Source organism: Streptosporangium sp. H16, from assembly GCF_051918855.1.
GTDB lineage: Bacteria > Actinomycetota > Actinomycetes > Streptosporangiales > Streptosporangiaceae > Streptosporangium.
The window spans coordinates 127,694-153,921 of sequence record NZ_JBPXMD010000019.1; the positions used below are offsets into that span (position 1 = coordinate 127,694).

At 69.7% G+C, this 26,228-nt stretch carries 23 protein-coding genes and 1 pseudogene; 11 read left to right on the top strand and 13 right to left on the bottom strand.

Going from position 1 to position 26,228, the window contains the following annotated elements:
* Positions 1-6 precede the first annotated feature (6 nt).
* The 4 genes from ACTOQ2_RS28420 (at position 7) to ACTOQ2_RS28435 (ending at position 3,124) form a co-directional block, all read left to right on the top strand.
* Complete coding sequence (locus ACTOQ2_RS28420) at positions 7-405, top strand: nuclear transport factor 2 family protein (protein ID WP_440103638.1); 399 nt, start codon at positions 7-9, stop codon at positions 403-405.
* Positions 406-471: 66 nt separating this feature from the next.
* A complete protein-coding gene (locus tag ACTOQ2_RS28425) occupies positions 472-1,587 on the top strand; it encodes an ATP-binding cassette domain-containing protein (RefSeq protein ID WP_440103640.1) in 1,116 nt (371 codons plus the stop codon).
* Complete coding sequence (locus tag ACTOQ2_RS28430) at positions 1,584-2,372, top strand: ABC transporter permease (protein WP_440103642.1); 789 nt, start codon at positions 1,584-1,586, stop codon at positions 2,370-2,372. Before ACTOQ2_RS28425 ends, ACTOQ2_RS28430 begins: the two co-directional genes overlap by 4 nt.
* The gene (locus tag ACTOQ2_RS28435; protein WP_440103644.1) at positions 2,369-3,124 is read left to right on the top strand and encodes an ABC transporter permease; all 756 of its coding nucleotides are present in this window, start codon (positions 2,369-2,371) and stop codon (positions 3,122-3,124) included. Before ACTOQ2_RS28430 ends, ACTOQ2_RS28435 begins: the two co-directional genes overlap by 4 nt.
* A 98-nt stretch (positions 3,125-3,222) precedes the next feature.
* Here ACTOQ2_RS28435 and ACTOQ2_RS28440 read toward each other — a convergent pair whose 3' ends face one another.
* A complete protein-coding gene (locus tag ACTOQ2_RS28440) occupies positions 3,223-3,906 on the bottom strand; it encodes a methyltransferase domain-containing protein (protein ID WP_440103645.1) in 684 nt (227 codons plus the stop codon).
* A gap of 111 nt (positions 3,907-4,017) precedes the next feature.
* On the opposite strand from ACTOQ2_RS28440, the gene ACTOQ2_RS28445 reads away from it, so the two are divergent.
* The 4 genes from ACTOQ2_RS28445 to ACTOQ2_RS28460 all read left to right on the top strand — a co-directional run bounded on the left by ACTOQ2_RS28445 (position 4,018) and on the right by ACTOQ2_RS28460 (position 8,406).
* Positions 4,018-4,662 (top strand): pyridoxine/pyridoxamine 5'-phosphate oxidase, encoded by a 645-nt coding sequence (locus ACTOQ2_RS28445; protein WP_440103647.1) that lies wholly within the window; start codon positions 4,018-4,020, stop codon positions 4,660-4,662.
* Positions 4,663-4,819: 157 nt separating this feature from the next.
* The gene (locus ACTOQ2_RS28450; RefSeq protein WP_440103649.1) at positions 4,820-6,544 is read left to right on the top strand and encodes a (2,3-dihydroxybenzoyl)adenylate synthase; all 1,725 of its coding nucleotides are present in this window, start codon (positions 4,820-4,822) and stop codon (positions 6,542-6,544) included.
* Entirely contained in the window at positions 6,541-7,734 is a 1,194-nt protein-coding gene (locus ACTOQ2_RS28455; protein ID WP_440103651.1) for a 3-deoxy-7-phosphoheptulonate synthase, read from the top strand. Before ACTOQ2_RS28450 ends, ACTOQ2_RS28455 begins: the two co-directional genes overlap by 4 nt.
* A 54-nt stretch (positions 7,735-7,788) precedes the next feature.
* Positions 7,789-8,406 (top strand): DUF2461 domain-containing protein, encoded by a 618-nt coding sequence (locus tag ACTOQ2_RS28460; RefSeq protein ID WP_440103735.1) that lies wholly within the window; start codon positions 7,789-7,791, stop codon positions 8,404-8,406.
* A 205-nt stretch (positions 8,407-8,611) separates the two neighbouring features.
* Here the strand turns inward: ACTOQ2_RS28460 and ACTOQ2_RS28465 are convergent, their stop codons facing one another.
* Positions 8,612-8,920, bottom strand: a complete 309-nt coding sequence (locus ACTOQ2_RS28465; protein ID WP_440103653.1) for a hypothetical protein — start codon at positions 8,918-8,920, stop codon at positions 8,612-8,614.
* 243 nt (positions 8,921-9,163) lie between these two features.
* On the opposite strand from ACTOQ2_RS28465, the gene ACTOQ2_RS28470 reads away from it, so the two are divergent.
* Together ACTOQ2_RS28470 and ACTOQ2_RS28475 are read left to right on the top strand one after the other, a co-directional pair.
* The gene (locus ACTOQ2_RS28470) at positions 9,164-10,216 is read left to right on the top strand and encodes an ISL3 family transposase (RefSeq protein WP_440103654.1); all 1,053 of its coding nucleotides are present in this window, start codon (positions 9,164-9,166) and stop codon (positions 10,214-10,216) included.
* Positions 10,217-10,221: 5 nt separating this feature from the next.
* On the top strand, positions 10,222-10,422 hold the full coding sequence (locus tag ACTOQ2_RS28475) for a transposase (protein ID WP_440103737.1): 201 nt from the start codon (positions 10,222-10,224) through the stop codon (positions 10,420-10,422).
* Between the two features lie 216 nt (positions 10,423-10,638).
* On the opposite strand, the gene istB is transcribed toward ACTOQ2_RS28475, so the two are convergent.
* From istB to ACTOQ2_RS28525, 10 genes and pseudogenes are all read right to left on the bottom strand, one after another.
* Positions 10,639-11,421, bottom strand: a complete 783-nt coding sequence (gene istB, locus ACTOQ2_RS28480) for an IS21-like element helper ATPase IstB (protein ID WP_440103655.1) — start codon at positions 11,419-11,421, stop codon at positions 10,639-10,641.
* A 46-nt stretch (positions 11,422-11,467) separates the two neighbouring features.
* Positions 11,468-13,095 (bottom strand): annotated as a pseudogene (gene istA, locus ACTOQ2_RS28485) (IS21 family transposase); the annotation flags it as partial.
* A gap of 689 nt (positions 13,096-13,784) precedes the next feature.
* Positions 13,785-14,234, bottom strand: a complete 450-nt coding sequence (locus ACTOQ2_RS28490; protein WP_440103657.1) for an Imm1 family immunity protein — start codon at positions 14,232-14,234, stop codon at positions 13,785-13,787.
* Positions 14,235-14,708: 474 nt separating this feature from the next.
* Positions 14,709-15,422 carry a polymorphic toxin-type HINT domain-containing protein gene (locus ACTOQ2_RS28495; protein WP_440103659.1) on the bottom strand — a complete coding sequence of 238 codons (714 nt, stop codon included), beginning with the start codon at positions 15,420-15,422 and terminating at the stop codon, positions 14,709-14,711.
* A 676-nt stretch (positions 15,423-16,098) separates the two neighbouring features.
* Positions 16,099-17,628, bottom strand: coding sequence for a golvesin C-terminal-like domain-containing protein (locus tag ACTOQ2_RS28500; protein ID WP_440103660.1), 1,530 nt, complete (start codon positions 17,626-17,628; stop codon positions 16,099-16,101).
* 166 nt (positions 17,629-17,794) lie between these two features.
* A complete protein-coding gene (locus tag ACTOQ2_RS28505; protein WP_440089808.1) occupies positions 17,795-18,025 on the bottom strand; it encodes a zinc-ribbon domain-containing protein in 231 nt (76 codons plus the stop codon).
* A 44-nt stretch (positions 18,026-18,069) separates the two neighbouring features.
* The gene (locus tag ACTOQ2_RS28510; protein ID WP_440103662.1) at positions 18,070-18,957 is read right to left on the bottom strand and encodes a carbohydrate ABC transporter permease; all 888 of its coding nucleotides are present in this window, start codon (positions 18,955-18,957) and stop codon (positions 18,070-18,072) included.
* Entirely contained in the window at positions 18,957-20,078 is a 1,122-nt protein-coding gene (locus tag ACTOQ2_RS28515) for a carbohydrate ABC transporter permease (protein WP_440103664.1), read from the bottom strand. Before ACTOQ2_RS28515 ends, ACTOQ2_RS28510 begins: the two co-directional genes overlap by 1 nt.
* A gap of 65 nt (positions 20,079-20,143) precedes the next feature.
* Positions 20,144-21,415: a sugar ABC transporter substrate-binding protein gene (locus ACTOQ2_RS28520; protein WP_440103666.1), complete on the bottom strand. Its 1,272-nt coding sequence runs from the start codon at positions 21,413-21,415 to the stop codon at positions 20,144-20,146.
* Between the two features lie 56 nt (positions 21,416-21,471).
* A complete protein-coding gene (locus tag ACTOQ2_RS28525) occupies positions 21,472-22,665 on the bottom strand; it encodes a LacI family DNA-binding transcriptional regulator (protein WP_440103668.1) in 1,194 nt (397 codons plus the stop codon).
* Positions 22,666-22,853: 188 nt separating this feature from the next.
* Between ACTOQ2_RS28525 and ACTOQ2_RS28530 the strand changes: the two genes are divergently transcribed.
* A complete protein-coding gene (locus ACTOQ2_RS28530) occupies positions 22,854-25,019 on the top strand; it encodes an amylo-alpha-1,6-glucosidase (protein ID WP_440103670.1) in 2,166 nt (721 codons plus the stop codon).
* Between the two features lie 142 nt (positions 25,020-25,161).
* Here ACTOQ2_RS28530 and ACTOQ2_RS28535 read toward each other — a convergent pair whose 3' ends face one another.
* Positions 25,162-26,109 carry a dienelactone hydrolase family protein gene (locus tag ACTOQ2_RS28535; RefSeq protein WP_440103672.1) on the bottom strand — a complete coding sequence of 316 codons (948 nt, stop codon included), beginning with the start codon at positions 26,107-26,109 and terminating at the stop codon, positions 25,162-25,164.
* Positions 26,110-26,228: the final 119 nt, after the last annotated feature.

Sequence of the window (26,228 nt, forward strand, 5' to 3'; positions counted from 1 at the left end):
ACCATCATGGGTAACGGTGCCATCGAGAAGGAACTGCTCCTCCTGGAGGAGCAGGGCTGGAGCGCGATCTCGAAGGGCGACGGGGAGTTCTACCGGCGGATGGTCACGGAGGAGACGCTGTGCGTCGAGCCCGACGGCCTGCAGACCGGTGCCGAGCTCGCCGACGACATCGACGCCAACCCCTCACCGTTCGACGACTACAAACTGGAGGACGTCAAGGTCCTGCCGCTCACCGGCGACAGCGCGATCATCACCTACCGCGCCGTCGTGCGGCTCAGCCAGACCGATCTCACCTTCCAGCTCTACATGACCAGCGCCTACGTGCGGCACGACGGCGGCTGGAAGCTGATCTTCCACCAGCAGACGCCCGTGAAGGAGGACAACCAGGAGGCCCAGGCGAGCTGATCCGGGTTTCCGCTCTCCCCCCGGGCATATGGATGGGACCACTTCTCACAGTAGGGAGGCACCACCATGAACGGAGGCGGCATCGAGGTCGACCACCTCCGCAAGACCTTCGGCAAGAAGGTGGCCCTGGACGACGTGTCATTCGTGGTCGAGCCCGGCAGCATGGTCGGCCTGCTCGGCAGGAACGGCGCAGGCAAGACCACGGTCATCAACTGTCTCAGCACGCTGCTCCCGCCGGACGGCGGGCGCGCCACGGTCGCCGGCCACGACGTGGTGAGCGATCCGGTCGGCGTGCGGGCGTCCATCGCCCTCACCGGGCAGTTCGCCGCGGTCGACGAGGTCCTCACCGGGCGCCAGAACCTGGTGCTCTTCGGCCGCCTGCTGAAGCTGAGCAAGAAGGCGGCCCACGCGCGCGCCGGGGAACTCCTGTCGGGATTCGGGCTGACCGAGGCGGCCGACGATCCGGTGGGCTCCTACTCGGGGGGGATGCGCCGCAGGCTGGACCTGGCGGCCAGCCTCGTGGTGGAACGGCCGGTGATCTTCCTGGACGAGCCCACGACGGGGCTCGACCCCGCCGGGCGGCGCGAGGTGTGGGACGTCGTCTCCGGCCTGCGCAGCGGCGGCACCACCATCCTGCTGACCACCCAGTACCTGGAGGAGGCCGACCGCCTCGCCGATCGCATCGTCGTCGTCGAGGGCGGAGCGGTCATCGCCGAGGGCACCCCGCGGGAGCTGAAGGACCAGGTCGGCGGCACCGTCTGCGCCGTCCACCTCGAGTCGGCGACCGAACGCGAGAAGGCGCTCGGTGCCCTGCGCGGCGCCATGGACGGCACCGCCGAGCACGACGGCGTCATCACCGTGCCCGGCGCCACCGTCCGTACGATCGCGGAGGTGGCGCGGATCCTCGGCGACGCGGGCATCGAGCCCGACGACGTGGCACTGCGCCGCCCGACGCTCGACGACGTCTTCTTCGCGTTGACCGGGACGGCGCCCCGCGCCACCGGAGACGACGCCACCGGAGACGACGGCCCCGGAGACGGCGGCGCAGGCGACGGTGACGGGGGAAGCGGGCCGGGCGGCTCCGACGGTTCCGCGAACCGGGACGCCGGATCGCGGTCCCGCGACGGCGGTCCGGCGAGGACCCCGGAGAGCGGGCCGGCGCGGCAGGGAGCCAGGCCGTGACCGCGGTGCCGGTGCGGACCGAACGCGGGCTCGGCAACCTCGCGCGACAGGGGATGCTGCTCGCGGGCCGCAACATCCGGCTCACCTCGGTGTCCGACACGATCAGCACCATGATCGTCTTCCCGGTGATCTTCGTGTTCGGCTTCCTCGCCCTGTTCGGCAACCTGTTGCAGGTCAAGGGCATCGAGTACGCGCAGTTCCTGCCACCGGCACTCGTCGTGCAGTGGATGTTCTCGGTCGCCATCTCCACCGCGTTCTTCTTCGCCTCGGACCGGCGCTCGGGCATCCTCGCGCGATACCGCGCGCTCGCGATCAACCGCGGCGCCGTGGTGGTCGGCCGGATGGCCGCCGACGTGCTGCGCGCGCTGCTGGCGATCGCGGTGATCGTGACCGCCGGATACGTCGCGGGCTTCCGCTTCGAGGCCGGGCCGCTCGCGGCGCTCGGGTTCGTGGCGCTGGCGGTCGGGTTCGCGCTCACGCTCTCCGCCGGGACGAGCGCGCTCGGGCTGGCCTCCAGGGAGCCGGAGACGGTCTCCTCGACCCTGCACCTCGTCTACCTGCCGCTGCTGATGATCTCCTCGGCGTTCGTGCCCGCGGACGCGTTCCCGGCCTGGCTGGAGCCGGTGGTGCGCCTCCAGCCGGTCACCGCGGTGATCGACGCGTTGCGGGCGCTGGCCGAGGGCGGGCCCACCGCGGGCCCGGTGACGCGGGCGCTCCTGTGGATGGCGGGGCTGCTGGTCCTGTTCTCCCTGGCGGCCGTGCGGGCGTTCAGGAGGGCGACATGAACACTCTCACCGAGACCGGCTTGCTGGCCGGCCGCAACCTGCGGAGGTTCTTCAAGACGCCGCAGCTGGTCGCCGACACGGTCATGTTCCCCGTCATCCTGCTGTTCCTGATGCTGCTGGTCTTCGGCGAGCTGGTCGGCGCGGCCACCCGTGGCGCCTACATCGACCGCCTGGCCCCGGTGATCATCCTGTTCAGCGCCGCCTACGGCGCGGTCGGGACCGGCATCGGCTTCCACACCGACCTGAGGACCGGCCTCGTTGACCGGTTCCGCGCGATGGACATCGGCAGGCTCTCGGTCCTGACGGGCAGGCTGGCCGGAGACCTGGTGCGGGTTCTGATCGTCGCGGTGGTCACCACCGCGGTGGCCTATCTCGCCGGATTCCGCTTCACCCAGGGGCCGCTCGCCGCCCTGGCCTTCTTCGGGGTCGTCCTGCTGTTCGCCTCGATGTTCCTGTGGCTGGCGATGGTGGTGGCGCTGACCGCGTCCAGCGAGCAGGCGGTCAGCGGCGCGCTCAACACCCCGGTGACCCTTCTGCTGTTCCTGTCGTCGGGCTTCGTGCCGCTCGAGCAGTTCCCCGGCTTCCTGCAGCCGATCGTGCGGGCCAACCCGCTCTCCCTGGGCGGCGACGCCCTCGTGGGGTTGTCGCAGGGCGGCCCGGTGGCGGCGCCGGTACTCTTCACGCTGGCGTGGACGGCGGCGGTGACCGCGATATCGGCACCACTTTGCGTTCGGCTCTACCGGAGGCGGTAATTCGCCGTGACGATCATCGGGAGCCGGTGACGATTCCGGCGGGAATTGTCGGGGAACGGTGCCGGATAAATGTGGAGGAAGAATTCCTCCGAGCCTTTTCAGGCTCGGAGGAATTCGATCAGCCGGTAGTTTATGCGGCCCTGCGGCGCGAGGCACTCCGCGGCTCGCAGGGTGACCTGGCGCCAGCCGTGCCTGGCGGCGATCTCGTCGATCAGCGACGCGTTCCCGAGGTCGGTGAACCCCAGCAGCAGCCTGCCGCCCGGGTGCAGGCGGGCCGCGGCGCCGGCGAGGTAGGCCTCGTGCGCGGCGTATCCGGGGTCGAAGAACGCCCGGTCGAGGTCGTCGGCCGAGGCCTCTCCCGCCGGCGCCTCGACGAAGTTGGAGTTCCAGTAGATCATGTCGAAGCGCTCGTCCTCGCCCAGCGGCTCGAACATGTCTCCGCAGCTCACGCGGACACGATCGGCCACGCCGTGCCGCTCGGCGTTGCGCCGCGTGTTGTCGGCCGCCGCCCGGCTCATGTCGATCGCGGCCACCTCGGCGCAGCCGCGCAGGGCGGCGGTCACGGCGATGTAGCCCGTGCCGCTGCCGACCTCGCAGAAGCTCCCGAACAGGGGATAGGGGATCCACTCGGCGTACAGCGCGGACGACTGGGCCAGGTGGGGCGCGTAGACACCGGGCAGCAGGTCCCATTCGAGGCCGAGCAGGCGGAACGTCCGCGGCCCGGTTATTTCCCTGTGCCGGGCCAGTAGATTTCCCGCGGCCTCCTGCGCGCGCATATTCATCGGCTCTCTCCGATCTCCGGTTGACATTGCGTCTCTCAATTATAGGCATTAGCGTTTAAAGCATGCCAGCCGTGGCATGGTGCCGAAAGACATTCAACAGAGGGAATGAAGATGTCGATGACAGCAGACCTCTCGCGGCTGGGCGCCTCCTACCGGAGGGAGGGGATGGAGCCCTCGGAGCTGGAGAGCGACCCGCTGGCGCAGTTCCGCCGCTGGCACGACGAGTGGCTCGCCGCCGCCCGTCCGGCGAGCTCGTCCGCCGTCCTCGCGACCGCGGACGACGCGGGCCGCCCGTCGGCCCGCTGGGTGGACGTGGCGTACGTGGACCACGGGTTCGTGTTCTTCACCGACCACGGCAGCCGCAAGGGCGCCGACCTCGCCGTCAACCCGCGGGCGGCCCTGTGCTTCGGCTGGCTGGAGGTGGGCCGCCAGGTCCGCGTCGAGGGCGAGGCGGCCAGGATCCCCGACGTGGAGTCGGACGCCTTCTTCGCCGCCCTGCCCAGGGGGATCCAGTCGCTCGCGTGGGCGACCGACCAGCGCCGGATCGTGAACGGCGGGCAGGAGGTCCGGGAGAGCCTGGCCGAGGTCGGCGAGCGTTTCTCCGGCCAGGAGGTGCCGCGCCCCGTCCACTGGGGCGGCTACCGCCTGGTGCCGGGTGAGGTGGAGTTCTGGCAGCGCCGCGCCGACGAGGTCCAGGACCGGTTCCGCTACAGCCGCGAGGGCGGCGGCTGGCGGATCGACCAGGTGGCCCCCTGAGGGCGGACGCCGAGGAACAGGTGGCCCCGCGGGAGCCGCCGGGCGACCGGCGGCTCTCCGGGAGCGGAGGCCGCCGAGCGACCGGTGGCCCTCCGAGAGCGGAGGCCGCGGGGAAAGGTGGCTCTCCGAAAACGGACGCCGCCGGGAAAGGAGACCCATGCTTGCCGGATGTGTGGAATGGCCGTCGGAGATCGCGGACTTCTACCGGAGGGAGGGCTACTGGCGCGGTGAGACGCTCGGCGACCTGCTGCGCCGCCTCGCCGACACCCACGGCTCCCGGACCGCGCTGGTGGCGGGGGAGGCCCGCTGGACCTACCGCGAGCTCGACGAGCGGGCCGACCGGCTGGCGGCGGGCCTGAGCCGCCTCGGCATCGGTCACGGTGACCGCGTGCTGGTGCAGCTGCCGAACGTCCCGGAGCTGGTGGTGTTGTGCTTCGCGCTGTTCCGGCTCGGCGCGCCGCCGGTGCTGGCGCTGCCGCCCCACCGCGGCAGCGAGATCGGGCACCTCGCCGAGGCCACCGGCGCCGTCGCGTACGTGATCCCCGACGTCTTCCAGCGGTTCGACCACCGTGAGCTCGCCCGCCGGGTGCGGGCGGAGGCGCCGTCGCTCGCGCACGTGCTCGTCGTCGGCGACCCGCAGGAGTTCACCGCCCTCGCCGACCTCGAAACAGGCCCCGAGGTCGTCTCCGACACCACTCCCGGGGCGAACCTCGAAGCCGCCTCCGGGGCGGGCACCGGAGCGGACCTCGAACGCGGCGGCTCCCCGCCGCGGGGGCCCGAGCCGGGTGACGTCGCGCTGTTCCTGCTGTCGGGCGGCACCACCGGCCGCTCCAAGCTCATTCCGCGCACGCACGACGACTACGCGTACAACATCAGGGTCAGCGCGGAGAACGCCGGTCTCGACGAGACCTCGATCTACCTGGCGGCCCTGCCGGTGGCGCACAACTACGCGCTCGGCTGCCCCGGCGTGCTGGGCACGTTGCAGGCGGGCGGCACGGTCGTGCTCTCCCCGGCGCCCAGCCCCGACGAGGCGTTCCCCCTGATCGAGCGGGAGCGGGTGACCGTCACAGGCCTGGTGCCCTCCCTCGCGCTGCTGTGGGTGGAGGCGGCCGGCTGGTCGCCCCAGGACCTGTCCAGCCTCCGCCTGGTCCAGGTCGGCGGCGCGGCGGTCTCCCCGGACCTCGCCCGCCGAGTGGGCAAGGAACTGGGGCGGGTCCAGCAGTCCTTCGGCATGGCGGAGGGACTGCTCAGCCAGAGCCGCGGCGACGACCCGGACGAGCTGCTGGAGACCACGCAGGGCAAGCCGATCTCCCCGGCCGACGAGGTGCGCATCGTCGGCGAGGACGGCGAGGAGGTGGCCCCCGGCGAGGTCGGCGAACTCCTCGCCCGCGGCCCCTACACCATCCGCGGCTACTACCGGGCCCCCGACCACAACGCCGCCGCCTTCACCCCGGACGGCTTCTTTCGCAGTGGCGACCTGGCTCGCCTCACCCCGTCGGGCCATCTCGTCATCTCCGGCCGGGTCAAGGACGTGATCAACCGGGGTGGCGACAAGGTGCCCGCCGACGAGGTGGAGGACCACCTGCTGGCCCACCCGGGCGTCCGCGCCGCGGCAGTGGTCGCCATGCCGGACGCGTTCATGGGGGAGCGCTCGTGCGCCTACCTCGTCGCCACAGCCAGCGCCACGAACACCGCCACGAACACCGGCACCGGTGACGCCCTCGACCTGCCGTCCATCGCGGCCTTCCTGCACGGACGCGGGGTCGCCGCCTACAAGGTGCCCGACCGGATCGAGGTGGTCGCGGCCCTGCCGCTGACCCCGGTGGGGAAGGTCGACAAGGCCGATCTCCGCGCCCGGCTCAGGGACGGTGACGGATCGTGAAGACCACGACCACCCCGGCTACCGGGGTCGCCGGGGTCGCCGGGGTCGCAGCCCAGCAGCCGGAGTGGAGCGACCCGGAGGCGCTCGAGGAGGTCAGGCGCGAGCTGCGCTCCCGGCCGCCGCTGGTCACCGAGGACGAGTGCGCGGCGCTGGCGGAGTCGCTGGAGCGGGTCGCGCGCGGCGAGGCGTTCGTGCTCCAGGGCGGCGACTGCGCCGAGCGTTTCCGCGAGGCCAACGCCGAGGAGACGGGCAGGAAGGTCGACCAGCTCCACTCCCTCTCCGCCCGCCTGCGCGCCGGTTCGGGCGCCGGCGTCGTGGCGATGGGCCGGATGGCCGGGCAGTACGGCAAGCCGCGCTCCGAGTCGTGGGAGAGCGCCCCCGACGGCAGGGTGATCCCCACCTACCGGGGCGACGCGGTCAACGGCCCGGCGGCCGAGCCCGGCGCCCGGTTCGCCGACCCCACCCGCCTGCTGCGGGCCTACGACTGCGCCGGGCGCGTGCTGGCCGCCGTACGGGCCTCCTGGGAGGGGCGCGAGGCCGCCGAGCGGGTGCACGTCTCGCACGAGGCACTGCTCCTGGACTACGAGTACCCCCTGGCCAGGGACGGTGCCACGGGCCGCTACGCCTCCTCGGCGCACTCGGTGTGGATCGGCGACAGGACCCGCTCCGTCGACGGCCCGCACGTCGCCTTCGCCTCCTCGGTCGCCAACCCCGTCGGCGTCAAGATCGGCCCGTCGATCGGCCCGGCCGAGGCGGTCCACCTCAGTACCCTGCTCAACCCCGGCGCGCTCCCCGGCCACCTCGCCTTCATCGTGCGCATGGGCAGCGCGCGGATCCGGCGCCTGCTTCCCGAGCTGGTGGGCGAGGTCGCCAGGCGGGGCATGCCGGTGGTGTGGGTGTGCGACCCCATGCACGGCAACACGATGCGGATGGGTACGGGGGTCAAGACACGGCCGATGGAGGCGATCCTGGAGGAGACCACCGCGTTCGTCCGGATCCTGCGCTCCCTGCGCGAGCATCCCGGAGGGCTGCACCTGGAGATGACGCCGCAGGACGTGACGGAGTGCGTGTCCGCCCCGCGCCCGTTCTCGGCGCCGCCGCCCCTGTCGCGCTACCGGACGGCCTGCGACCCGAGGTTGAACGCCGAGCAGGCCTGCGAGGTCGTCGAGCGATTCGCGGGCATGCTGTGAGCGGTACGAGCGTGAGCGCAGGAGAGGAGAGACGACATCACCGGCTTCCAGGGGATCGGCAGGAAGGCGTTCGCCTTCTACGAGGAACTCGCCGCCGACAACACCCGTGAACACTGGCACAGGAACAAGGAGACCTACGAGAGCGAGGTCCGCGAGCCGCTGCTCGCACTGCTCGAGGAGCTGGAGGACGAGTTCGGGCAGGCCAAGCTGTTCCGGCCGCAGCGCGACACCAGGTTCACCGGTGACAAGTCGCCGTACAAGACCTACCAGGGGGTGACGGTCGGCGTGGGCGGCACCGTCGGCTACTACCTCCAGCTCCAGGCCGACGGGCTGCTCCTGGGGGCGGGCTTCCACTCCTTCGACTCCGCCGACACCGCCCGCTACCGGTCCGCGGTGGACGCCGACGGGCCGGGCAAGGAACTCGTCAAGATCACCGACCGTCTGGTGCGGGACGGGTTCGAGCTCGTCGGTGAGCGCGTCAAGACCCAGCCGCGCGGCTACTCCGCGGACCACCCGCGCATCGAGCTGATCCGTCACAGGTCGCTGGGGGCCGAGCGGGCCGTCCCGAAGTCCAGGCTCCAGGGCCGCAAGGCGCTCACCGAGGTACGCGACGGCTGGCGCAAGGTCCGCCCCCTCGCCGACTGGCTGCTGGAACACGTGGCGACCGGCTGACCGGTCACCCCCGGTCGCGGGGTGTCCCGGGGCCGGGGGACCGGAGCACGCCTCTCTCGCGGGAGAGAACTTCCGATGGTTAGGACGGCTTCAGGTGGCCCCATTTGACGGCTTCACCTGGACCCATTTGTTGATCACTGGGTGAAAAAGCGACGGCTTGAAATGGCCCCACCCCGATGGGATGTATCAGGCCAGTGGGACCGTGTCAGCTCTCTGTCTGTTCAGTGAGCCTGATCCGCACCTGATGGTTGTGCTCGGTATGCCAGATGACCTCGCCGGTCACGAAGGCGCCCAAGCGAGGGAGCTCAAAATCTGGAGGCATGGCGGTGATCTCAGCAAGGCCGATCGCCTCGGGCGTGTCATCGATGCGAAGAAACACACCGAAGGGCTGCCGACCGATAACCGTCCCGGTCACCCGAGTCCCGATAGGCAAGGCTCGACACGTAGCGGACCAGGCGGCCCGGGCCCTTCTCCCGATCTCGACGCCGTCATCCGGCCACGAGTACTCGGTCACGTCCTGATCTTGCCGTTGCCAGACCAACTCCGCAACGCACCTGGTAATTCCTTCATGGCAGGGATAACAGGACGATCTTTAGAGGCTCTTCGATCTTGAGGGGGAAGTTCATGGGCGTGGCCTGACGGACGAGAGCCCGCGGCCCCGTAACACTGGCTGTTGATCAAGGACAGTTAGTGACGGGGGCCACGGGCTGTGAACGACAGTACTTCGATCCTGTTCGGCATGCCGGAAATCACGGTGGTGGACGTCGAGCGCGTCGCCGACGACGTCGGAAACCCGGGGCGGCTGGTGCATATCGAACGCCCCGAGGACTGGGCGGCCTGTTCGGAATGCGGGGTTATCTCGACCTCGGTCCGTCAACGACGTACGACCCGCCCGCGAGACCTTCCCTACGGCCAGGAGACGCTTGGGGTGCGCTGGCATAAACGACAGTTCGCCTGCAAAGAGGTGTTGTGCGCGCGTAAGGCGTTCACCGAGTCGATCGCGGAGATCCCGCCCAGGGCGCGGGTGACGGGCCGGCTGTGCCGGGCGGTGGCCCGTCAGGTCGCTTCGGGCCGGTCGGTGGCCGCGGTGAGCCGTGAGTACACGGTGGGCTGGCCGCTGGTGCATCGCCACTTCGCCGCCTGCGCCGACGCCCTGCTCATCGAGCCCGAAGCGCCCCGGGTACTGGGCATCGACGAGACCCGCCGAGGCAGACCGAAGTGGATCAAGAGCGAGGTGATCGGCCGATGGGCGCGGACCGAGTTGTTCGAGATCAACTTCGTCGACCTGTCGGGCTCGGGCGCTCTGCTCGGCCAGGCCGCCGGCCGGACCGGTAAAGCCGTGGTGGACTGGCTGAACGCCCGCGGCGAGGACTGGAGGAGCCAAGTGCGCTTCGTGGCGATCGATCCGGCCGCCTGCTACCGCACCGTGATCAGACAGGCGCTGCCGCACGCCACGATCGTCGTCGACCACTTCCACCTGGTCGCCCTCGCGAACAAGGCGCTCACCGGCGTGCGTCAGCGCGTCACCCGCGAGCACCGCGGACGCCGGGGCCGGGCCACCGATCCGGAATGGGCCAACCGGCGCCGTCTGCTACGCGGCCGTGAACGCCTCTCAGAGCGCACGTTCACCCGGATGTGGAACGATCTGATCGACCACGAGCCCACCGGGCAGATCCTGACGGCGTGGGTCGCCAAGGAAGAACTCCGTGCTCTGCTGGCCTGCGCCCGCGAGCAGGCGCCGCGCTCGGTGTCTCTCACCGGCTGTTTCGGTTCCTGTCGTGGTGCGCCGATTCCGGCATCGGCGAGCTGATCACTCTGGCTGAGACGATCGACGCCTGGTGGCCCGAGACGCTGGCGTTCATCACCACCGGCATCACCAACGCCCGCACCGAGGGGACAAACCGGTTGATCAAGGATGCCGCCCGCGTGGCGTTCGGCTTCCGCAACCTTGACAACCAACGCCGCCGCGTACGGTTGGCCTGCACACATCAAACGATCAACGTGCCAGCGGCATGAGGGTGAACGTCCCCCTCAAAATCGAAGAGCCTCTTTAGACGCATCAGATCAACAGGGCTGTGTCCGCCTGGATGAGACGGAATGTCTGTGGTCTCGGGGGCTGCCGCCCCCGAACCCCTGCCCCGCGAGTGCATCGCCCGCTGGCCGGGCGCGACGGCGAGCGTGGTGGGGTGGGGCGGGCGACGCCCTCGCCTCGATGGGCGAGACAAGGGGGTGTCAGGATTTGCCGTTGTGCTGAGCTTTGGTGTGGGCCAGCCGGTAGGAATCGGTGCCGGTCTCGATGATGGTGCCGCCGAAGGTGAGCCGGTCGACGATCGCGGCGCATAGGCGCGGGTCGGTGAAGGTCTTGGTCCAGCCGGAAAAGGTCTCGTTGGAAGCGATCGCGACGCTGCTTTTCTCCTCGCGCTCGGTCAGCACCTGAAAGAGCAGCTCGGCGCCGCGCCGGTCGAGTTCCACGTAGCCCAACTCGTCGATGCAGAGCAGGTCGACCCGGCCGTAGCGGTTGATGGTCTTGGTGAGCTGGCGGTCGTCGGCGGCCTCGACGAGTTCATTGGCGAGTTTGGAGGCCAGCACGTAGCGGACTTTGAAGCCGGCCATCGCCGCGGCTGAGCCCAGGCCGATCAGCAGGTGGGACTTACCCGTCCCCGAATCGCCGATCAGACACAACGGGGCGCCTTTACCGACCCATTCGCAGGTCGCCAGGGTGTTGATGATGGCGGGTTCGATGTGGGGGTTGGCGTCGTAGTCGAAGTCCTTGAGCCATTTCGGGCGAGGGAAGGCGGCGGCGCGTAGCTGGCGTTCGGCGCGGCGGCGGTCTCGCTCGTCGCACTCGACCATGAAGAGCTCGGCCAGAAATCCGCGGTAGGTGAGCTGTTCGCGCTCGGCCCGGTCGGCGCAGTCGGCGAACTGATCGCGGATGGCCAGCAGGCGCAGTACGCGGCAGGCGGTGTCGATCGCGGCCTCGGCGGCGGGTTCGGTGATGCCCCGGTTGCGGGTCATGACGCGCTCTCCTGGTGGGTGTCGGACTGCTTTGGTGGTGGGTGTGGGGCGCCGGGTGGCGCAGCAACTGGTCGTAGGCGTCCACGCTGGGCAGCGGACGAGTGTCGGGGGGAAGTTCGGCCAGGCGTTTGCGAGTCAGGCTGGTCACCTGGGGGCTTTGGGCCGGGACCGTCGCCGGCCCGCTCAGGCGGGCGGTGCCCGGGGTGGGACGTCCGGCGCCGCGGACGTCGGCGGCCTTGCGAGCCTCCACCGCGATCACGTCGGCGGCGAACGAGCCGACCGACAACGCCGCGCGGATCCCGGTGATGACGTCGGCGTCGTCCATGGTGCGGTGCAGTAGTAACACCTCGATCAGCGCGCGGGTCGCGCCGGGCTCGCCCAGCGAGCGCCGGGCCGCTGACCATAGGGCGTCGTGGGCGTCGGTGAACGCGCCACTGGTCCGGGCCGTCTCCAGCGAGACCGACCCGGCAAACGCCCCGGGTTTGCGCATCAATGCCTCCAGATAGTGGTCCAATACGATGGTTTCGGTGCCCTTGCTCGCCAGCCGTTCATGCCGGGCGACCTCATGGTGGCGGTCGTAGACGATGACCTCGCAGGCGTGCAGCACCACCCGCACCTTGCTCCCGATCAGATGAATCGGTACCGAGTAGCGGCAGCAGCGCACGGTGATCTGGCCGTAGCGGTCAACGCGGGGCGTCAGCAGCAGCCCGGTAGAGAAATGATCGTCAGGTAGCGTGCGCAGCAGCGGTGCCTCGATCGCGAAGTCTTGGGCGATGGTGCGCAGCCGCGCCCCGATCCGACGGCTGTCTTCGAGCTGCTCGAAGTGCTCGATGCGGGCATTGAGCTCGGCCAGGCTGTCCACTTGCGGCACCGGTGACAGGTAGTTGCGGCGAAAGTAGCCCACTTCGCCTTCCACTCCGCCCTTCTCATGAGCGCCCTCGATGCCGCGCTCGCAGTAGAAGGCCTCGCAGCGGTAGTGCGAGCGAAACAGCCGCCAGCGGGGGTTTTCCACCTGGAGTCGGCCGCGGAAGAGAACCTTGGTCACCGCCGCGGTCAGGTTGTCGTAGCGAATGTGTCGGGTCGGGGTGCCGCCCAGCCGGGTGAATGCCTCCACGTGCCCTTCCAGGAACGCCTCCTGGCCGCTGCTGGAGTAGATCTTGTGGATGGCCTTGCCGGAATACGACATGCGGTAGACGAACAGGTAGCACTTGGTCAGCACCCCGGCCAGGTTCACCCACAACTCGCCGAAGTCGACCTCGGCCTCCTCTCCAGGGGGATGGTTTTGGCGGATGAACACCTTGGCCGGTGCCCGGCCCTCCTCGATGCGGATCTCGGGTTTGCGCTTGGCGAGGTAGTCACGCACCGCGGAGTACGACAGCCCGGCCGCGTCGTGCTCATCGAGCAGTCGGCGGTGGATCCGCTTGACGGTGTGACGCTGTTTGCGGGGGCATCCAGATCATCGCGCAGCCACTCGTCGATCACCTTCTTGAACGGTTCCAACTGCGGAGATCGTCGTTTTGGCGTCTTACGCGGTGTTGGTTCGGGCTGCGTCAGTGCCTCGCGGACCAGTCGCCTGTGCACCCCGTACTTGCGGGCCAGCGCCCGAACTCCCAGGCCTTCGCGCCAGGAGTCTCGGCGGATTTGGTCGAGCAGCTCGACTTTGGTGAGCGCCACCAAGCCCCCTTGCCGCGGCGCGCGTGATCTAGCAGGTCGAGCCTGTCACCGCAACTCTAAAGGTGGGGCCATCTCAAGCCGACATGTCGGTCTGGGATCACTCCATCGACCCGATGTGGGTCCAGGTCAAGCCGCCCGAGTGGGGCCGTCTCAAGTCGTCATAACCATTTCCGATGTGACTTGGACGCCGATGCGCTGGATACGGCGATCAGCGGCTATGTGGCCGAGGTGGTGCGCCGGGCAGTACCGGTGCCGCGGATTGCCCGCGCCCCTGGATCGGTCGAGCGTGAGCAGCGGCGCCAACATCGCTCATGCCCGCCGTGATCTCCTCGACCACGGTGACGCCTTCGCCGTCTACGCCATCTGATCAATCCGACGAACTGGGACAGAGCGAATCAGCGCCGGGACCCTGACCCACGGGCTCGTGGAACCCCGCCCACCCGGCGCGACAACCGGGCCACCACGCTGACCAGAACACGAAACCACCCCTCAGCCGAATACCTCAACCGACCACACAAAGATCATGAAAGATCGAGGCCGGTCCCAGTCGAATCGGCGAAATCGTCAAAGCCGCACCCGTTCTCATGCATTTCGAACACGGCTACCTTAAATGAAAGTCGCTGAGATCACCTCAGTGGCCCTACCGGAGTCACATCCGGTAGGGCCACTTCTATTTCTCTCCCACTTTGCTACGAGTCTCCATCGAGGCGATGGCCGCTCACGTCACCGTGAACCCAACGAATGCACTCCGGTCGATCTCCCGTACCCGTGCGACGGAATTCCTCCACAGCCGTTCGCACTTCATGTATTGAGAGAGTACTCCGTGGATCATGGAACGCTGGTTCACCTGGGTCGGAGACTACTCTGGGGTCGAAGTCCGGCGGATTCGGATTATCTGATATCCAGGCATGATCAAAAACCCCGCCCCTTGCAGGGTGGTTTTCTCCAACAAACCAAATAAGACCCCCAAAGCCCGTTGTGGAATTAACGGAAATACGAAGAAAATTGTTCGGCATATCTGGACCGTCGACGTGGCGCCTGTCGGAGAACATAAACCATGCATCGTCGCCGGGGTCACAGCGCGGTGCACTGCTTTCTGATTCTAGATTCTCTATAACCTCGGTAATTAGAGCCAGCATCTCAGGCCACGTCTCGGCGTAGTGCCACTTGCGCTGAAACGCCTTACTGGCGAACTTTCAACGACTATTCGACTAGCGCCACCTCAAGGCGATATTCGCGCCGCAGATCCTCCACTAGGCGCCTCCGCGCAAATTTCACCACGCCGCGCGCCCACCAGAATTCCTCAGGGACCCCTGGGAACGCGTCTGGCATTAGGAGTGCACGGAACCTTGAGTCTACCGCTTCCACTTCTGCGCGAAGTGGCACAAGCTCGGGAAAGCTTTGCAGCTCCGCAGAATTCAGGGCTCGCGCCAGCGAATCCCTCGATGTCAGATCATTGAAATAGTCTTCGGCATCACCTTGATAGCTCTGTTCGCAACCTTCGACGAACGTACTCCAGCGAGACATGAGTGCCTCCGGTTCGACGTCACGCCACCGACCAGACTCTCTAACGAAGCTGGAGAACGCGTTACGGAAGTTCTCAATGTCTTGAGTCATCGGGCCGCTTCTCGTTCGAAGTACGCGAGCGGATCATCTGGCCGAAAATAGGTAGTGATGGTATTTCCGTTCCTCATCCCTATTCTCCCCTGGGAGTCCATTCGAATAATAACACCATCACTTCTGATAGCTTCACGGGCGGCGGCAGGACAGTCACCGGGACACATCAGTGCCTGCGCATCCGCGACATATCTTTCAAGCCCGCCATCCGTGTCATATTCCGGCATATCAGGCCTACGGGTGGGGTTTCCGAAATCATCGAGACCGAGGACGTGCTTGTCGTACTTTTCGTCCGCAACGCCAATCTTGAAGTCGCAGTTGCTATTGTGAACCAGGACCGGCTTCGCCCCCGCCAGCACATAATACGTGTGGATGTCGGCGATGGTGAGGTTGTGGACCCGCTGGTAGGCGGTCCACTTCTTGATCGCGATGACCTGAACGCGGGTGCCGGCGGAGGTACGCAGCCCCATGCCGGGCTTGAGGTTCTTGGCGTCGACCCACTTGCGCAGCGCGGGTGCCCAGAACGGGTGAATCTCGGTGGCGATGACCAGGTCGGTCTGGTCGCCCTTCTTGCCGTCGGTGTCGACGGTGATCTGGACGAGGTTCTTGTCGTCCTCACCGGTGATCAGCGCGATGACAGGTTTGGCTTCGGTCTTGCCGGTTTCCGGTGATGGGAGCGCGGGTTCGTGTGACCGGGTAGCGGGTTTCACCTGCGCCGGTCCCGCACAGTGAATGGACTTTCTGACAACCCGTAAATGTGATGGTTGGTAATGAGTGCAGGTCAAACTCGGCTTTCTGTGACAAAAACATGATCAAATTAGGGCATATAGACCAGTCCGGACGACAGTCTGGAGCGTTCCAACCGGACGAGAAGCCTGCGGTCATCTCCGGGCTTTTCCGCGGACGGCCGCCATCCCCGGCGCAACCCGTCGCTATAGTGGGCCTGCTCGCCATGATCCGGGGCGCGGTGCCGGTCCGGACGCGGGAGGCGTCTTCGCCGAAGGCGTCGACGACTGCCCACTCCAGCACCCGGGCGAACTGGAACGCCTTGCTCGGCCCGTGGAGGAAACCCCCACCCGTGCGGAGGGCCGAAAGCCGGCGAGTTGGAGGTGGATGTCCGCGTCGTCGAAGTCGACCTGATGTACGGACGGCTCAGTGGCACGCACCACGCGGATAACCGCCGTGGTGGCGAGCGTGTCGTTGCCCGGTGGTCGGGTGACGCGGAGCCGGTGGTCCCCAAGAGCCATCTCAAGCGGGGGGATGTATTCCCATGGCCTGGAGCCCGTCGGCGACGGCGCTTCGCCCGCGTTGGAACCGGAGTTCCGGTCGGGTGCGGCCCGCGCCCCGGGCGGGGCGCGGGCCGCGTGGTGCCGCGGGAGGGAGCCGTCAGAGCCGGGTGAGGCGGACGGCGTCGGCGATGACGAGGCCTGTGCCGGAGGTCCAGCGGCTGACGCCGACGGCGTTGTACGTCCCGGCCTTGAGGGGGAACGTCCCGATGCTTCGCCAGGCGCCGCCGCCGGCGCGCTGGTCGACGTAGACCGTCCTGCTCCCGGCGGAGGTGGCGACGATGTACGGGGCCGAGCTGTTGTGGCCGGGGGCGGCCGGGTACCAGACCTCGACCTGGTAGGTGGCCGCGGCGGGGACGGCGAACCGGTACCAGGCGACGTCGCTGGAGGTCACCGGCCTGGCCTGGCGGTGGTCGGGGCCGTGGCGCCCGGCCGCCTGGGCGGAGGCGGTCCAGTTCGCGCTCGCGGTGAACGCGCCGGAGGTGGCGTTGTCGGCGGTCGCCGACCAGGGGGCGGTGCTCCCGGTGACGTACCGCATGTACTTGGCCCAGTCCCAGTGGGAGCCCGGGTCGGTGTGCGTGGCGCCGGGGACCTGGTTGTGCCCGATGATGTGCGAGCGGTTCTTGGGGATGCCGTACTTGTCGCAGAGGGCGCGGGTCAGGGCCGCCGAGGCGCGGTACATCGCGTCGGTGAACCAGGAGGCCTTGTTGACGAACCCCTCGTGCTCGATCCCGATTGACCTGGTGTTGTAGGACCGGTTCCCGGCGTGCCAGGCGACGTCCTTGTCGCGGACCATCTGGGTGATGTCGCCGTCGGAGGAGCGGACGACGTAGTGCGCGGAGACCTTCGCGGCGGGGTTCTGGAACCAGGAGAGCGTGCCCGCGTACGCCCCCTGGGTGACGTGGACGACGATCCGGTCGATCTTTGAGCTTCTCGGCCGGCTCGCGGTGGTCCGGTTGCCGGCGTGGGCGGCCACCCAGCTCGCGGCCGGGTAGTCCGGGCTCGGGGCCTTGGCGGCCAGCTCCCGCACGCCCTCGTAGACGCCGCGGTCGGCCTGCAGTTCCACGGCCGTGACGGTGACGACCTCGCCGTCCGCGGCGGTGGCCCGGACGCCCTTGCCGAGGAGGTCGTAGACGGTGTCGGCGTACAGCCTGGCCGTCTCGGAGCTGGAGGCGTTGCCGTACCTGGCCACGGCCGGGTACCACCGCCCGGCGTCCTTCCTGGCGGTGGCGTCGAGGCCGAGCGCGTCGGCGTGGGAGCGCAGCACCGCGGCGCCGCCGAGGATGTTGGCCGCGTCGTCGGTCTTCAGCGTCGCCGCCGGCCGGCCGGTCAGCTGGGCCGCGCGTTCCAGGACGCGCACGGCGGGGTTGCTGACCAGGTGCATGACCCCGTACCCGCCGCTCGCGCTCGGCTCGCCGTCGTGCCCGTCGAGGTGCGTCTCCGCGTACGCGAGCGCCACGAGCAGGTCGCGCGGCACGTCGTACGCGGCGGAGGCGCGAGCGAAGGCGTCCGCCAGGGGGCCCGCCGACCGGGCGCCCGCCGCCTGGGCGGGCACGAGCAGCAGGACGGCGAGAACGGCGGACAGGATCGCGGCTGACCGGCGGTGCGAGCGCGGCCGTGCGTTCTGCACGGAGCCTCCTCGGGAATCGGGGTCCGGGTCCCATCCGGACACCGGCTGATTCGGCACCGTAAAGCAGAAACACGACAAGTGTAAATAATTAACACTTCTTTGTTTGTTTCAGACAAATTCCCCCTTTAATCTGATAGCCCGTTATGTGCGCAGGTGGGCGGGGGTCTCAGTGGACCGCCAGCCGGGTCGCCTCGTCCTTGGAGATCGTGTACGAGGCCGCGCAGAAGGTGCACTGCATTCCGTATCTCGTCCGTACCGGGAACAGCGGGATGAAGAACAGACTGAACTTGGTGACCCGTCGCGACAGCACCTGCGCCGCCGTGTTGCCGCAGTTGCGGCAGGTGAGGGGCACGACCCCGAGCCGATGGGCCACCGTACGCAAACCGAAGATGAGCATTCCCCAGACCTACCCGGTACGGACGCGTCACTCCTCGCGTTTCGTCATCCCTTGTCCGCGCCCTCGTTGGCGCCGCGGATGAAGTAGCGCTGGAAGATCACGAAGATGATCGCGACCGGGATGGTCGCGAGCACCGCCGCGCCGAGCTTGAGCGGATACTGGCTGCCGAGCCCGAGGGAGCCGCTGACCAGGTCGGCGAGGCCGCGCGGCAGGGTGAACAGGCTGGGGTCCTGGACGGCCACCAGGGTGTGCGGGAACTCGTTCCAACTGCTCTGGAAGGAGATGATCGTCAGGGTGATGACGGCGGGGCGTCCCATCGGCAGCACCACCGACCAGAAGGTGCGGAACCGGCCCGCGCCGTCGATCCGCGCCGCCTCCTCCACGCTCACCGGGATCGACTCGAAGAACTGCTTCATGATGAACACCCCGGCCGCGTCCGCGACGATCGGCAGGATCAGCGCGGTGTAGCTGTCGTAGATGCCCAGCTGGTTCAGCACCAGGAACTTCGGGATGAACAGCACCACCCCCGGGACCGCGATGATCGCGACGATTGCGGTGAAGAGCGCCTTGCGCCCCCGGAAGCGCAGCCGGGCGAGCGCGTATCCGGCCAGGGAGTCGAGGAACACCCGGCCGACGGTGATGACGACGGTCACCAGCAGCGAGTTGCCCAGCCACAGCGGCATGCCGGTGTCGGCGAACACGCGCTCGAAACCGGCCATCGTCACCGGGTCGGGGATCGGCGAGAGCGGGTTGGCCGCGGCGTCCGGCTCGGTCTTGAACGCGTTGGCCACCTGGACGACGAACGGGTAGAGGAAGACCAGCGAGAAGAAGACCAGGACGGCGTACCCGCCGAAGGTGGAGACCAGCGAGCGGATTTCCCCGCCCGCCCCCTCCGGACGGGCGGGGGCGGAACGGGTCTTGACCGCGGACATCATGCCCTCCTCTGGCGTGACGCGGGGCGTGGCGCGCGGCGCCTCGCGGTGCCGCCGCCCTTGGCGTCCCTGTCGCGCATGACCCACCGCTGGAACGCCGCCAGCACCACGATGAGCACGAACAGGACGAACGAGATGGCGGCGCCGGAGCCGTAGTCCAGCTCCTTGAAGGCCGTCTGGTACGACAGGAAGGCCGGGGTCAGGGTGGTCTTCGCGGGTTTGCCCTGGCTCATCACGTACACCTGGTCGAAGACCTGCCAGGTGGCGATCAGGCCGAGGGTGAGGACGAGGAACAGGGTCGGCTTGAGCAACGGCAGCGTCACGTGGCGCAGGCGCTGGCGGGAGGTGGCGCCGTCCAGCATGCTCGCCTCCTCCAAGGTCACCGGGATGTCCTGGAGCGCGGCGAGGAACATCAGCATGAACGTGCCCGAGGTGGTCCACACGACCAGGATGATGATCGTGCACATCGCCACGCTGGGGCCCGCCAGCCAGTCCCACCACGACAGCCCGAACGGGCCGCCGTCGGTCAGCGCCGCGGGGGGCGCCTCCGGATCGACCAGGCCGGCGGAGCCCAGCAGCAGGTGCAGCACGCCCCGCGCGTCGGAGAACCACGGGGGGCCGTCGACGCCGACGAACGCGAGCAGCTGGTTGACCGCGCCGGAGTTGCTGAAGATGAACAGGAACAGGACGCTGATCGCCACCGAGCTGGTCACCGAGGGGAAGAAGAAGGCGGTGCGGAAGAAGGTCTTGCCCCTCAGCAGCCGGCGGTTGACGACCAGCGCCAGGCCGAGTGCCAGGACCGTCTGGGCGGGCACCACGATCAGCACGTAGTAGAAGTTGTTGCGAAGGCTCGTCATGAAGTTCAGGCGGCTCAGGTTGTCCTGGGTGAACAGCTCGGTGTAGTTGTCCACGCCGACGAACGGCACCTGCGCCCGGAACGGGCTGCCCTGCCCGTTCCAGTCGGTGAGGCTCACCCACAGTGCCATCAGGATCGGCAGCAGCATGAACAGGGTGAGGATCACCACCACCGGCGCCACGAAGAGCCAGCCCGCGATGTTCTCCCTGGCCCTGTCGCCAAGGCGGCGCGCGGGTCGCCGCGGTGCGGTCGTTGTCTCGGCCACGTCAGTCTCCCTCACGTCCGGTGCGCGGCCCCCGGAACGTTCCGGGGGCCGCGCACCGGGCTGACTCAGTTGCCGAGCGCGGCCTGGGTGTTCTTCTGCAGGTTCGCCAGGATCTTCTTGGGGTCACCGGCGGGCAGCCGCTGGATCGCGGTGTCGAAGTCGGCCAGCACGCTGTCCATCTTGGGGGCGTTGACCGGCCCCTGGGCGTACTCGGCGCTGTCGACGAACGGCGCGTCCTCGGGGAAGGCCTGGGTGAAGGCGTCCTTGGCCGACTGGCGCGAGGGCATCACGCCGAACGCCTTGGCGAAGGCCATCTGCTGGTCGGCCTTGGTCATCGCCTCGACGAAGGCGATCGCCTGCTCCTTGTACTTGCTCTTGGCGGCGACGCCCCAGCAGGTGGTGAAGGACAGGGTGCCCTTGCCCTTGGGACCGGCCGGTAGCTCGTGGGCGCTGTACTCGACGTCCGGGTAGTCGGCCTTCATCGCGCCCTTGATCCAGTTGCCCTCGATGGTCATCGCGGCCTTGGCCTTGCCGAACGCCTCGCCGCCCCAGCCCGCGTCCACCTGCTTGGGGAACCGGGCGAGCTCGTCCTTCAGCAGGTCCCGCACGTAGCTCAGGCCCGCCGCGTTCTCCGGGCTGTCGGCGGTCGCCTTCTTTCCGTCGGGGCTCACGATCCAGCCGCCGGCCTCCACCATGAACGCGCCGACCCGGTCGCGGGTGTCGCCGATGACCAGCGGGGTGACGTCCGGCACCTTCTCCTTGAGCGTCCTGGAGACCGAGGTGAGCTGCTCCCAGGTGGTCGGCACGTCGGCGTCGGTGAGCCCGGCCTTCTTCCACAGGTCGTCGTTGACGATCAGCGCCAGGGTGGAGAAGTCCTTGGGCACGCAGTAGAAGGTGCCGTTGTGGGTGAACGTCTCGCGCAGGCTCGGGTAGAAGTCGGCGGCGTCGGAGATCTTGTCCGCGTACGGCTCCAGCGCCCCGACGCTCGCGTAGTCGGCGAAGCGCGCGGCGTCGACGTAGAAGACGTCCGGCGGGTTGCTCCCGGCGAACGCCTGGCCGAGCTGCTGGGTCAGGTCCTGGGCGGGGGTGATCGTCGCGGTGCTGCCCGAGGACGCCGACCACGCCTGGGCGGCGGCGCGCAGCGCGTTCGTCTCCGCGTCGCCGGAGGAGCCGAAGAGCACCTGCAGGTTGGCGGGCCCGCTGCTCTGCGGGGCGGCGCTCTGGCCGGCGGAGTCGTCGAAACCGCTGCCGCAGGCGGCCGAGGTCGCCAGGGTGCCCGCGGCGAGCGCGGCGAGCGCCGCGGTACGGAGGCCGTGCTGCTTGGTCCGCTGTTTCATCGTGGTCTTCCAATCTTCTGGGGGGTGGTCGGAAAGAGAGTCAGGTGATCATGCGGTCATGACGACTGCCGCAGGACCAGGGACGGCTGGAGCAGTACGTGCGTGCGAGGCCCGCCGGCCTCGGGGTCATACGGGTCGCCGGAGCCACCGAAGCCAACAGAGCCACCGGATCCACCGGATCCACCGGGGGAGGGCGGGTCGAACAGCCGGGTGAGCAGGCCGACGCAGCCGGCCGCGGCCTCGGCCAGCGGCTGGCTGACGCTGCTGAGCCCCACCGCCTTCGCCACCGGCGTGTCGTCGAAACCGATCACGCGGACCGGGAGACCCTCCTCGCCGCCGGCCCGCCCACCGACCGTGAGACGTCCCTGGGCCGTCAGGCGCCCGGAGGCGGTCAGCTGTCCCGAGGCCGTCAGGGAACGGACGGCGTGCAGCGCGCCGAGGGCGAGCGAGTCGCTGGCGCAGACCAGCGCGGTGATCGGCTGGTCGGCGCGCAGCAGGTCGCGGGCCGCCTTCTCGCCGTCGGCCACCCCGTCGTCCGTGGCCTGGTCCAGGCCCGCCGGGTCGACCCCGGCGGCGGCGAGGGTCCTGGCCCAGCCGGACCTGCGGTCGTCGCCCACGCCGGAGCCCGGCGGCCAGCCGAGGAACCCGATCCGCCGGTGACCCGCGTCGAGCAGGTGGCGGGTGGCCGCCGCGGTGCCCGCCGCGCCGTCCACGTCGACCCAGGGATACCCCGGATCGCCGGAGGCGCCGTCCGGGCTCCCGGTGTCTCCCGCGTTCCCCGCGTTCCCCGTGTTTCCCCATGGCCGCCCGAACGTGACGAACGGCAGCCGCCGCTCGCGCAGCCACGCGGGGCGGCCGTCGCCGTGATAGGTGCTGGTGAGCACGAAGGCGTCCGGCTCGTGGCTGCCGACCAGCTCGTCGAAGGTGTCGATCTCCGAACGCTCGTCGCCCGCCGCGTACAGCAGGATCCGGTATCCGGCACGGGCCGCCGAGGCGGTGAGCCCGTGCAGGAACCGGTCCAGCACCGAGCCGTTGATCCCGTCCCGGTCGGGCTCGATGCGCGTGGCGATCAGCCGCGAGCGGCCGGTCCGCATCTGCCGCGCGGCCTGGCTGGCCCGGTAGCCGAGCGTCTCGATGGCCTCCCGCACCCGGTCGCGGGTCTCCTCGCGGACCAGTTCGGGGCTGTTGAGCACGTTCGACACCGTCTGACGTGACACCCCGGCACGGCGAGCGACGTCAGTGATCGTCACCTTTGTAGCCATATGCACCTTTCTGGGAGTTTGAACGTTCAAAGGGGTATGAGGCATGATTGGATCGTTCAAGTAAACGAAGCGTAATGGTTGGATCGTTCAAGTAAAGAGAGTGTTTCGCAATGTGCACCCCCCGGCCGTCGTCTGTCAAGACGTCACCGGCTCGACACGATCTCAGGGAGTAAGTCGTGCTCGACGACGCCTCGTCCCCCACCCCACAGGCGGTCACGGCGGCCGGTTCCACCGCGGCCCACCGCCTCCAGCCCCTGCTGCACGACCTCGTCAGCACCGTGCTGGCGCCGACCGTCGCACTGAGCGGCGCCGACGGGCAGATCCGCCCGGCCGGTGTCCAGGGCGTGTTCCACGCGGACTCCCGCGCCCTGTCGCAGGCCACCCTGACGATCGACGGCCGGGAGCCCGAGGCCGTCGGCCACGCGCCGCGGGGGCCGGGCGCCACCACGTTCGTCACGCTGGCCCGATGGCTGGGCGATCCCGTCCCCGATCCCACTGTACGGATCGAGCGGTTCCGGCAGGTCGTACCAGGTGGCATGGAAGAACGTGTCGAGATCGTCTCCAGCGCGACCGTTCCCGTCACCGCCGTCGTGAGCCTGGAGCTGGGCTGCGACTTCGCCCCCATCGAGGTGGTCAAGTCCGGCGGCGACACCGCGGAGGCCGCGCCGGAGCGCACCGCGCCCGATGAGATCTCCTGGCGCTCCGGCGGCGTGCGGGTCACGGTGACCGGTACGGGCGCGCGGGCCGAGTCCCCTGGGTCCACGGGGTCCACGGGGTCCACCGGGTACGCGCGCACGGGTTTCCTGCGCTGGCCGGTCGAGCTGGCGCCCCGCGGCCGGGTCATCCTGTCCTGGCGGGTGGAGGTGCACGACCCCCAGGCCGTGGTGACCGCGCCCGCCCGCCCCGCCGAGTGGGCGGTGGGGGAGGGGGAACCCCGGGTCGTCGCCGGCGACCACCGGCTGAGCAGGCTCTTCGAGCAGTCCATGGACGACCTGCGCTCGCTGCGGCTGGCCGAGACCGCCGCCCCCGGCGACACCTTCCTCGGCGCGGGAGTGCCCTGGTTCCTCACCCTCTTCGGCCGCGACAGCATCTGGGCCGCCCGCATGCTGCTGCCGCTCGGCACGGAGCTGGCGATGGGCACCCTGCGGGTACTGGCCCGCAGGCAGGGAACCAAGGTCGACCCCGGCTCCGGCGAGGCCCCCGGGAAGATCATGCACGAGCTGCGACGGCACGACTTCGCGGTCGAGGGCAACGGCCTGTACCTGCCCGCCGCCTACTACGGCACGATCGACGCCACGCCGCTGTGGATCGGCCTGCTGCACGACGCCTGGCGCTGGGGCGCCCCCACCGAGGAGATCGCCGCGCTGCTGCCCCACCTGCAGGCCGCCCTCGGCTGGCTCGGCGGGCCCGCCGACCCCGACGGGGACGGTTTCGTCGAGTACGTCGACACCAGCGGCCGGGGCCTGGCCAACCAGGGCTGGAAGGACTCCGGCGACGCGCTGCGCTTCCACGACGGCCGCCAGGCCCAGCCGCCGATCGCCCTGGTCGAGGTGCAGGGCTACGCCCACCAGGCGGCCCGGCAGGGCGCCGACCTGCTGGAGGCGTTCGGCCGTCCCGGCGCGGCCCGCTGGCGCGAGCACGCCGCGGCGCTGGCCGAGCGCTTCCGGGCCCGCTTCTGGGTGGACGGGCCGATGGGGAGGTTCCCCGCCCTGGCCCTGGACCGGGACAAGCGCCCGGTCGACGCGCTGACCAGCAACATCGGGCACCTCCTCGGCACCGGCCTGCTCACCGGGCCCGAGGAGGCTCAGATCGCCGACCTCCTCGTCTCCCCGGAGATGGCCGGTGGCTTCGGCCTGCGGACGATGTCGGCGAACGCGGGCGGCTTCAGCCCGCTGTCCTACCACTGCGGGTCGATCTGGGCGCACGACACGGCGATCGTGGTCGCCGGGCTGGCCCGCGCCGGATTCGCCACGCACGCGGCGACCCTGGCCGAGGGGCTGCTCGCGGCGGGCGAGACGTTCGGCTACCGGCTGCCGGAGCTGTTCGGCGGCGACGACCGCTCGGCGCTCGGACGCCCCGTGCCCTACCCCGCCGCCTGCCGCCCGCAGGCCTGGTCCGCCGCCGCCGCGGTGACCATCGTGCACGCGGCACTCGGTCTCTACCCCGACGTGCCCGAGGGCCGGCTGCTGCTGCGCCCGCTCGCCGGCGCCCCCCTGGGCGCGGTCTCCGCCCGCGGCCTGCGGGTCGCCGGAGCGGAGGTGAGCGCGGCCGTCGACCGGGAGGGAGAGGTCGTGGTGACCGGCCTGCCCGGGGGGATCTCCACCGAGCGCGCCTCGACATGAGCTGAGCCCCGCCGTCCCGCCCGGTCCCGCCCCGCCCCGGCGCGCCGCCCGCGGCCTCTGCCCGGCGTCCCGCCCCGCTCCGCCGAGGCGGGCGGGGGCGCGTGGACACGGGGACCGCGTGGGCACGTGGGCTGTGGGGCGCTCAGGCCAGGTGGCGGCCGAACCAGTCCAGGACGCGTCGGTACGCCTCGGCGGCGGCACCGGCGTCGTACCGCGGGCCGGTGTCGTTGAAGAAGGCGTGGTCGACGCCGGGAAACGTCACGATCTCGTGTTCCAGGCCCGCCCTCTCCAGGGCGGTCTTGGCCTCGTCGCGGGTGGCGTTGACCCGGTCGTCCCGCTCGGCGTAGATCGCGAGGACGGCGGCCCTCGATCCGGAGAGGTCGGCGTCGTCGGGAAGCGGGCCGTAGAACGGGACGGCCGCCGACAGGCGCGGCTCGTCCGAGGCGAGCAGCAGCCAGGTCATCGCACCGCCGAAGCAGAAACCGGTGACGCCGAGCCTCCTGCCGGGGGCGCCTCGCTCCAGCTCGCCCAGGGCGGCCTTCATGTCCGAGGCGAGACGCTCGGGAGAGATGGCGCCCAGCGCCGCGGTGGCCTGCGCCGGGTCCTCGAAGGAGGCGGTCCCGCCCTCGCGGGAGAGCAGGTCGACGGCGAGCGCGCAGTAGCCGTCGGCCGCCAGGCGCCCGGCGACCGACCGGATGTGATCGGTGAGCCCGCGGTTCTCGTGGATGACCAGCACCGCGCCCCGCGGCTGCGCGGGCGCCGCCCAGGTGCCCCTGAGGGTGACGCCGCTCTCGGTGCCGGAAAAGATGATCTCCTCGGTCGGCAGGGGCGGGGGTCCCGGGGGTGAGGCGCCGTCCGGTGGCGCGGCGGACGCCGTCGCCGTACCGGATCCGGTAGCGGCACCGGGTCCCGTGGCGGCCGATGCGGCCGCGCTCTCCCCGCCGGTTCCCCAGGCCGCGAGCAGCGCGCCGGCGGCGGGTGCCGCCAGCCCGAGAAGGGTCAGGCGGTGCAGCGCCTCGCGCCGGGGGATGAGCCCTTCCGCGTGGTCGACCGCGACCTCCTCCGCGAGGTACCGGTGAAAAGACGTCACCAGCACACGGTAGGACCGGCGGATGAAAGCCACGGCAAAGCCGGGTCACGCGCCGTCACCCGAAAGCAGGGTCACGCGCCACCACCCGGTGGAGCCCTCCCGGCGGTGACTCACGCGGG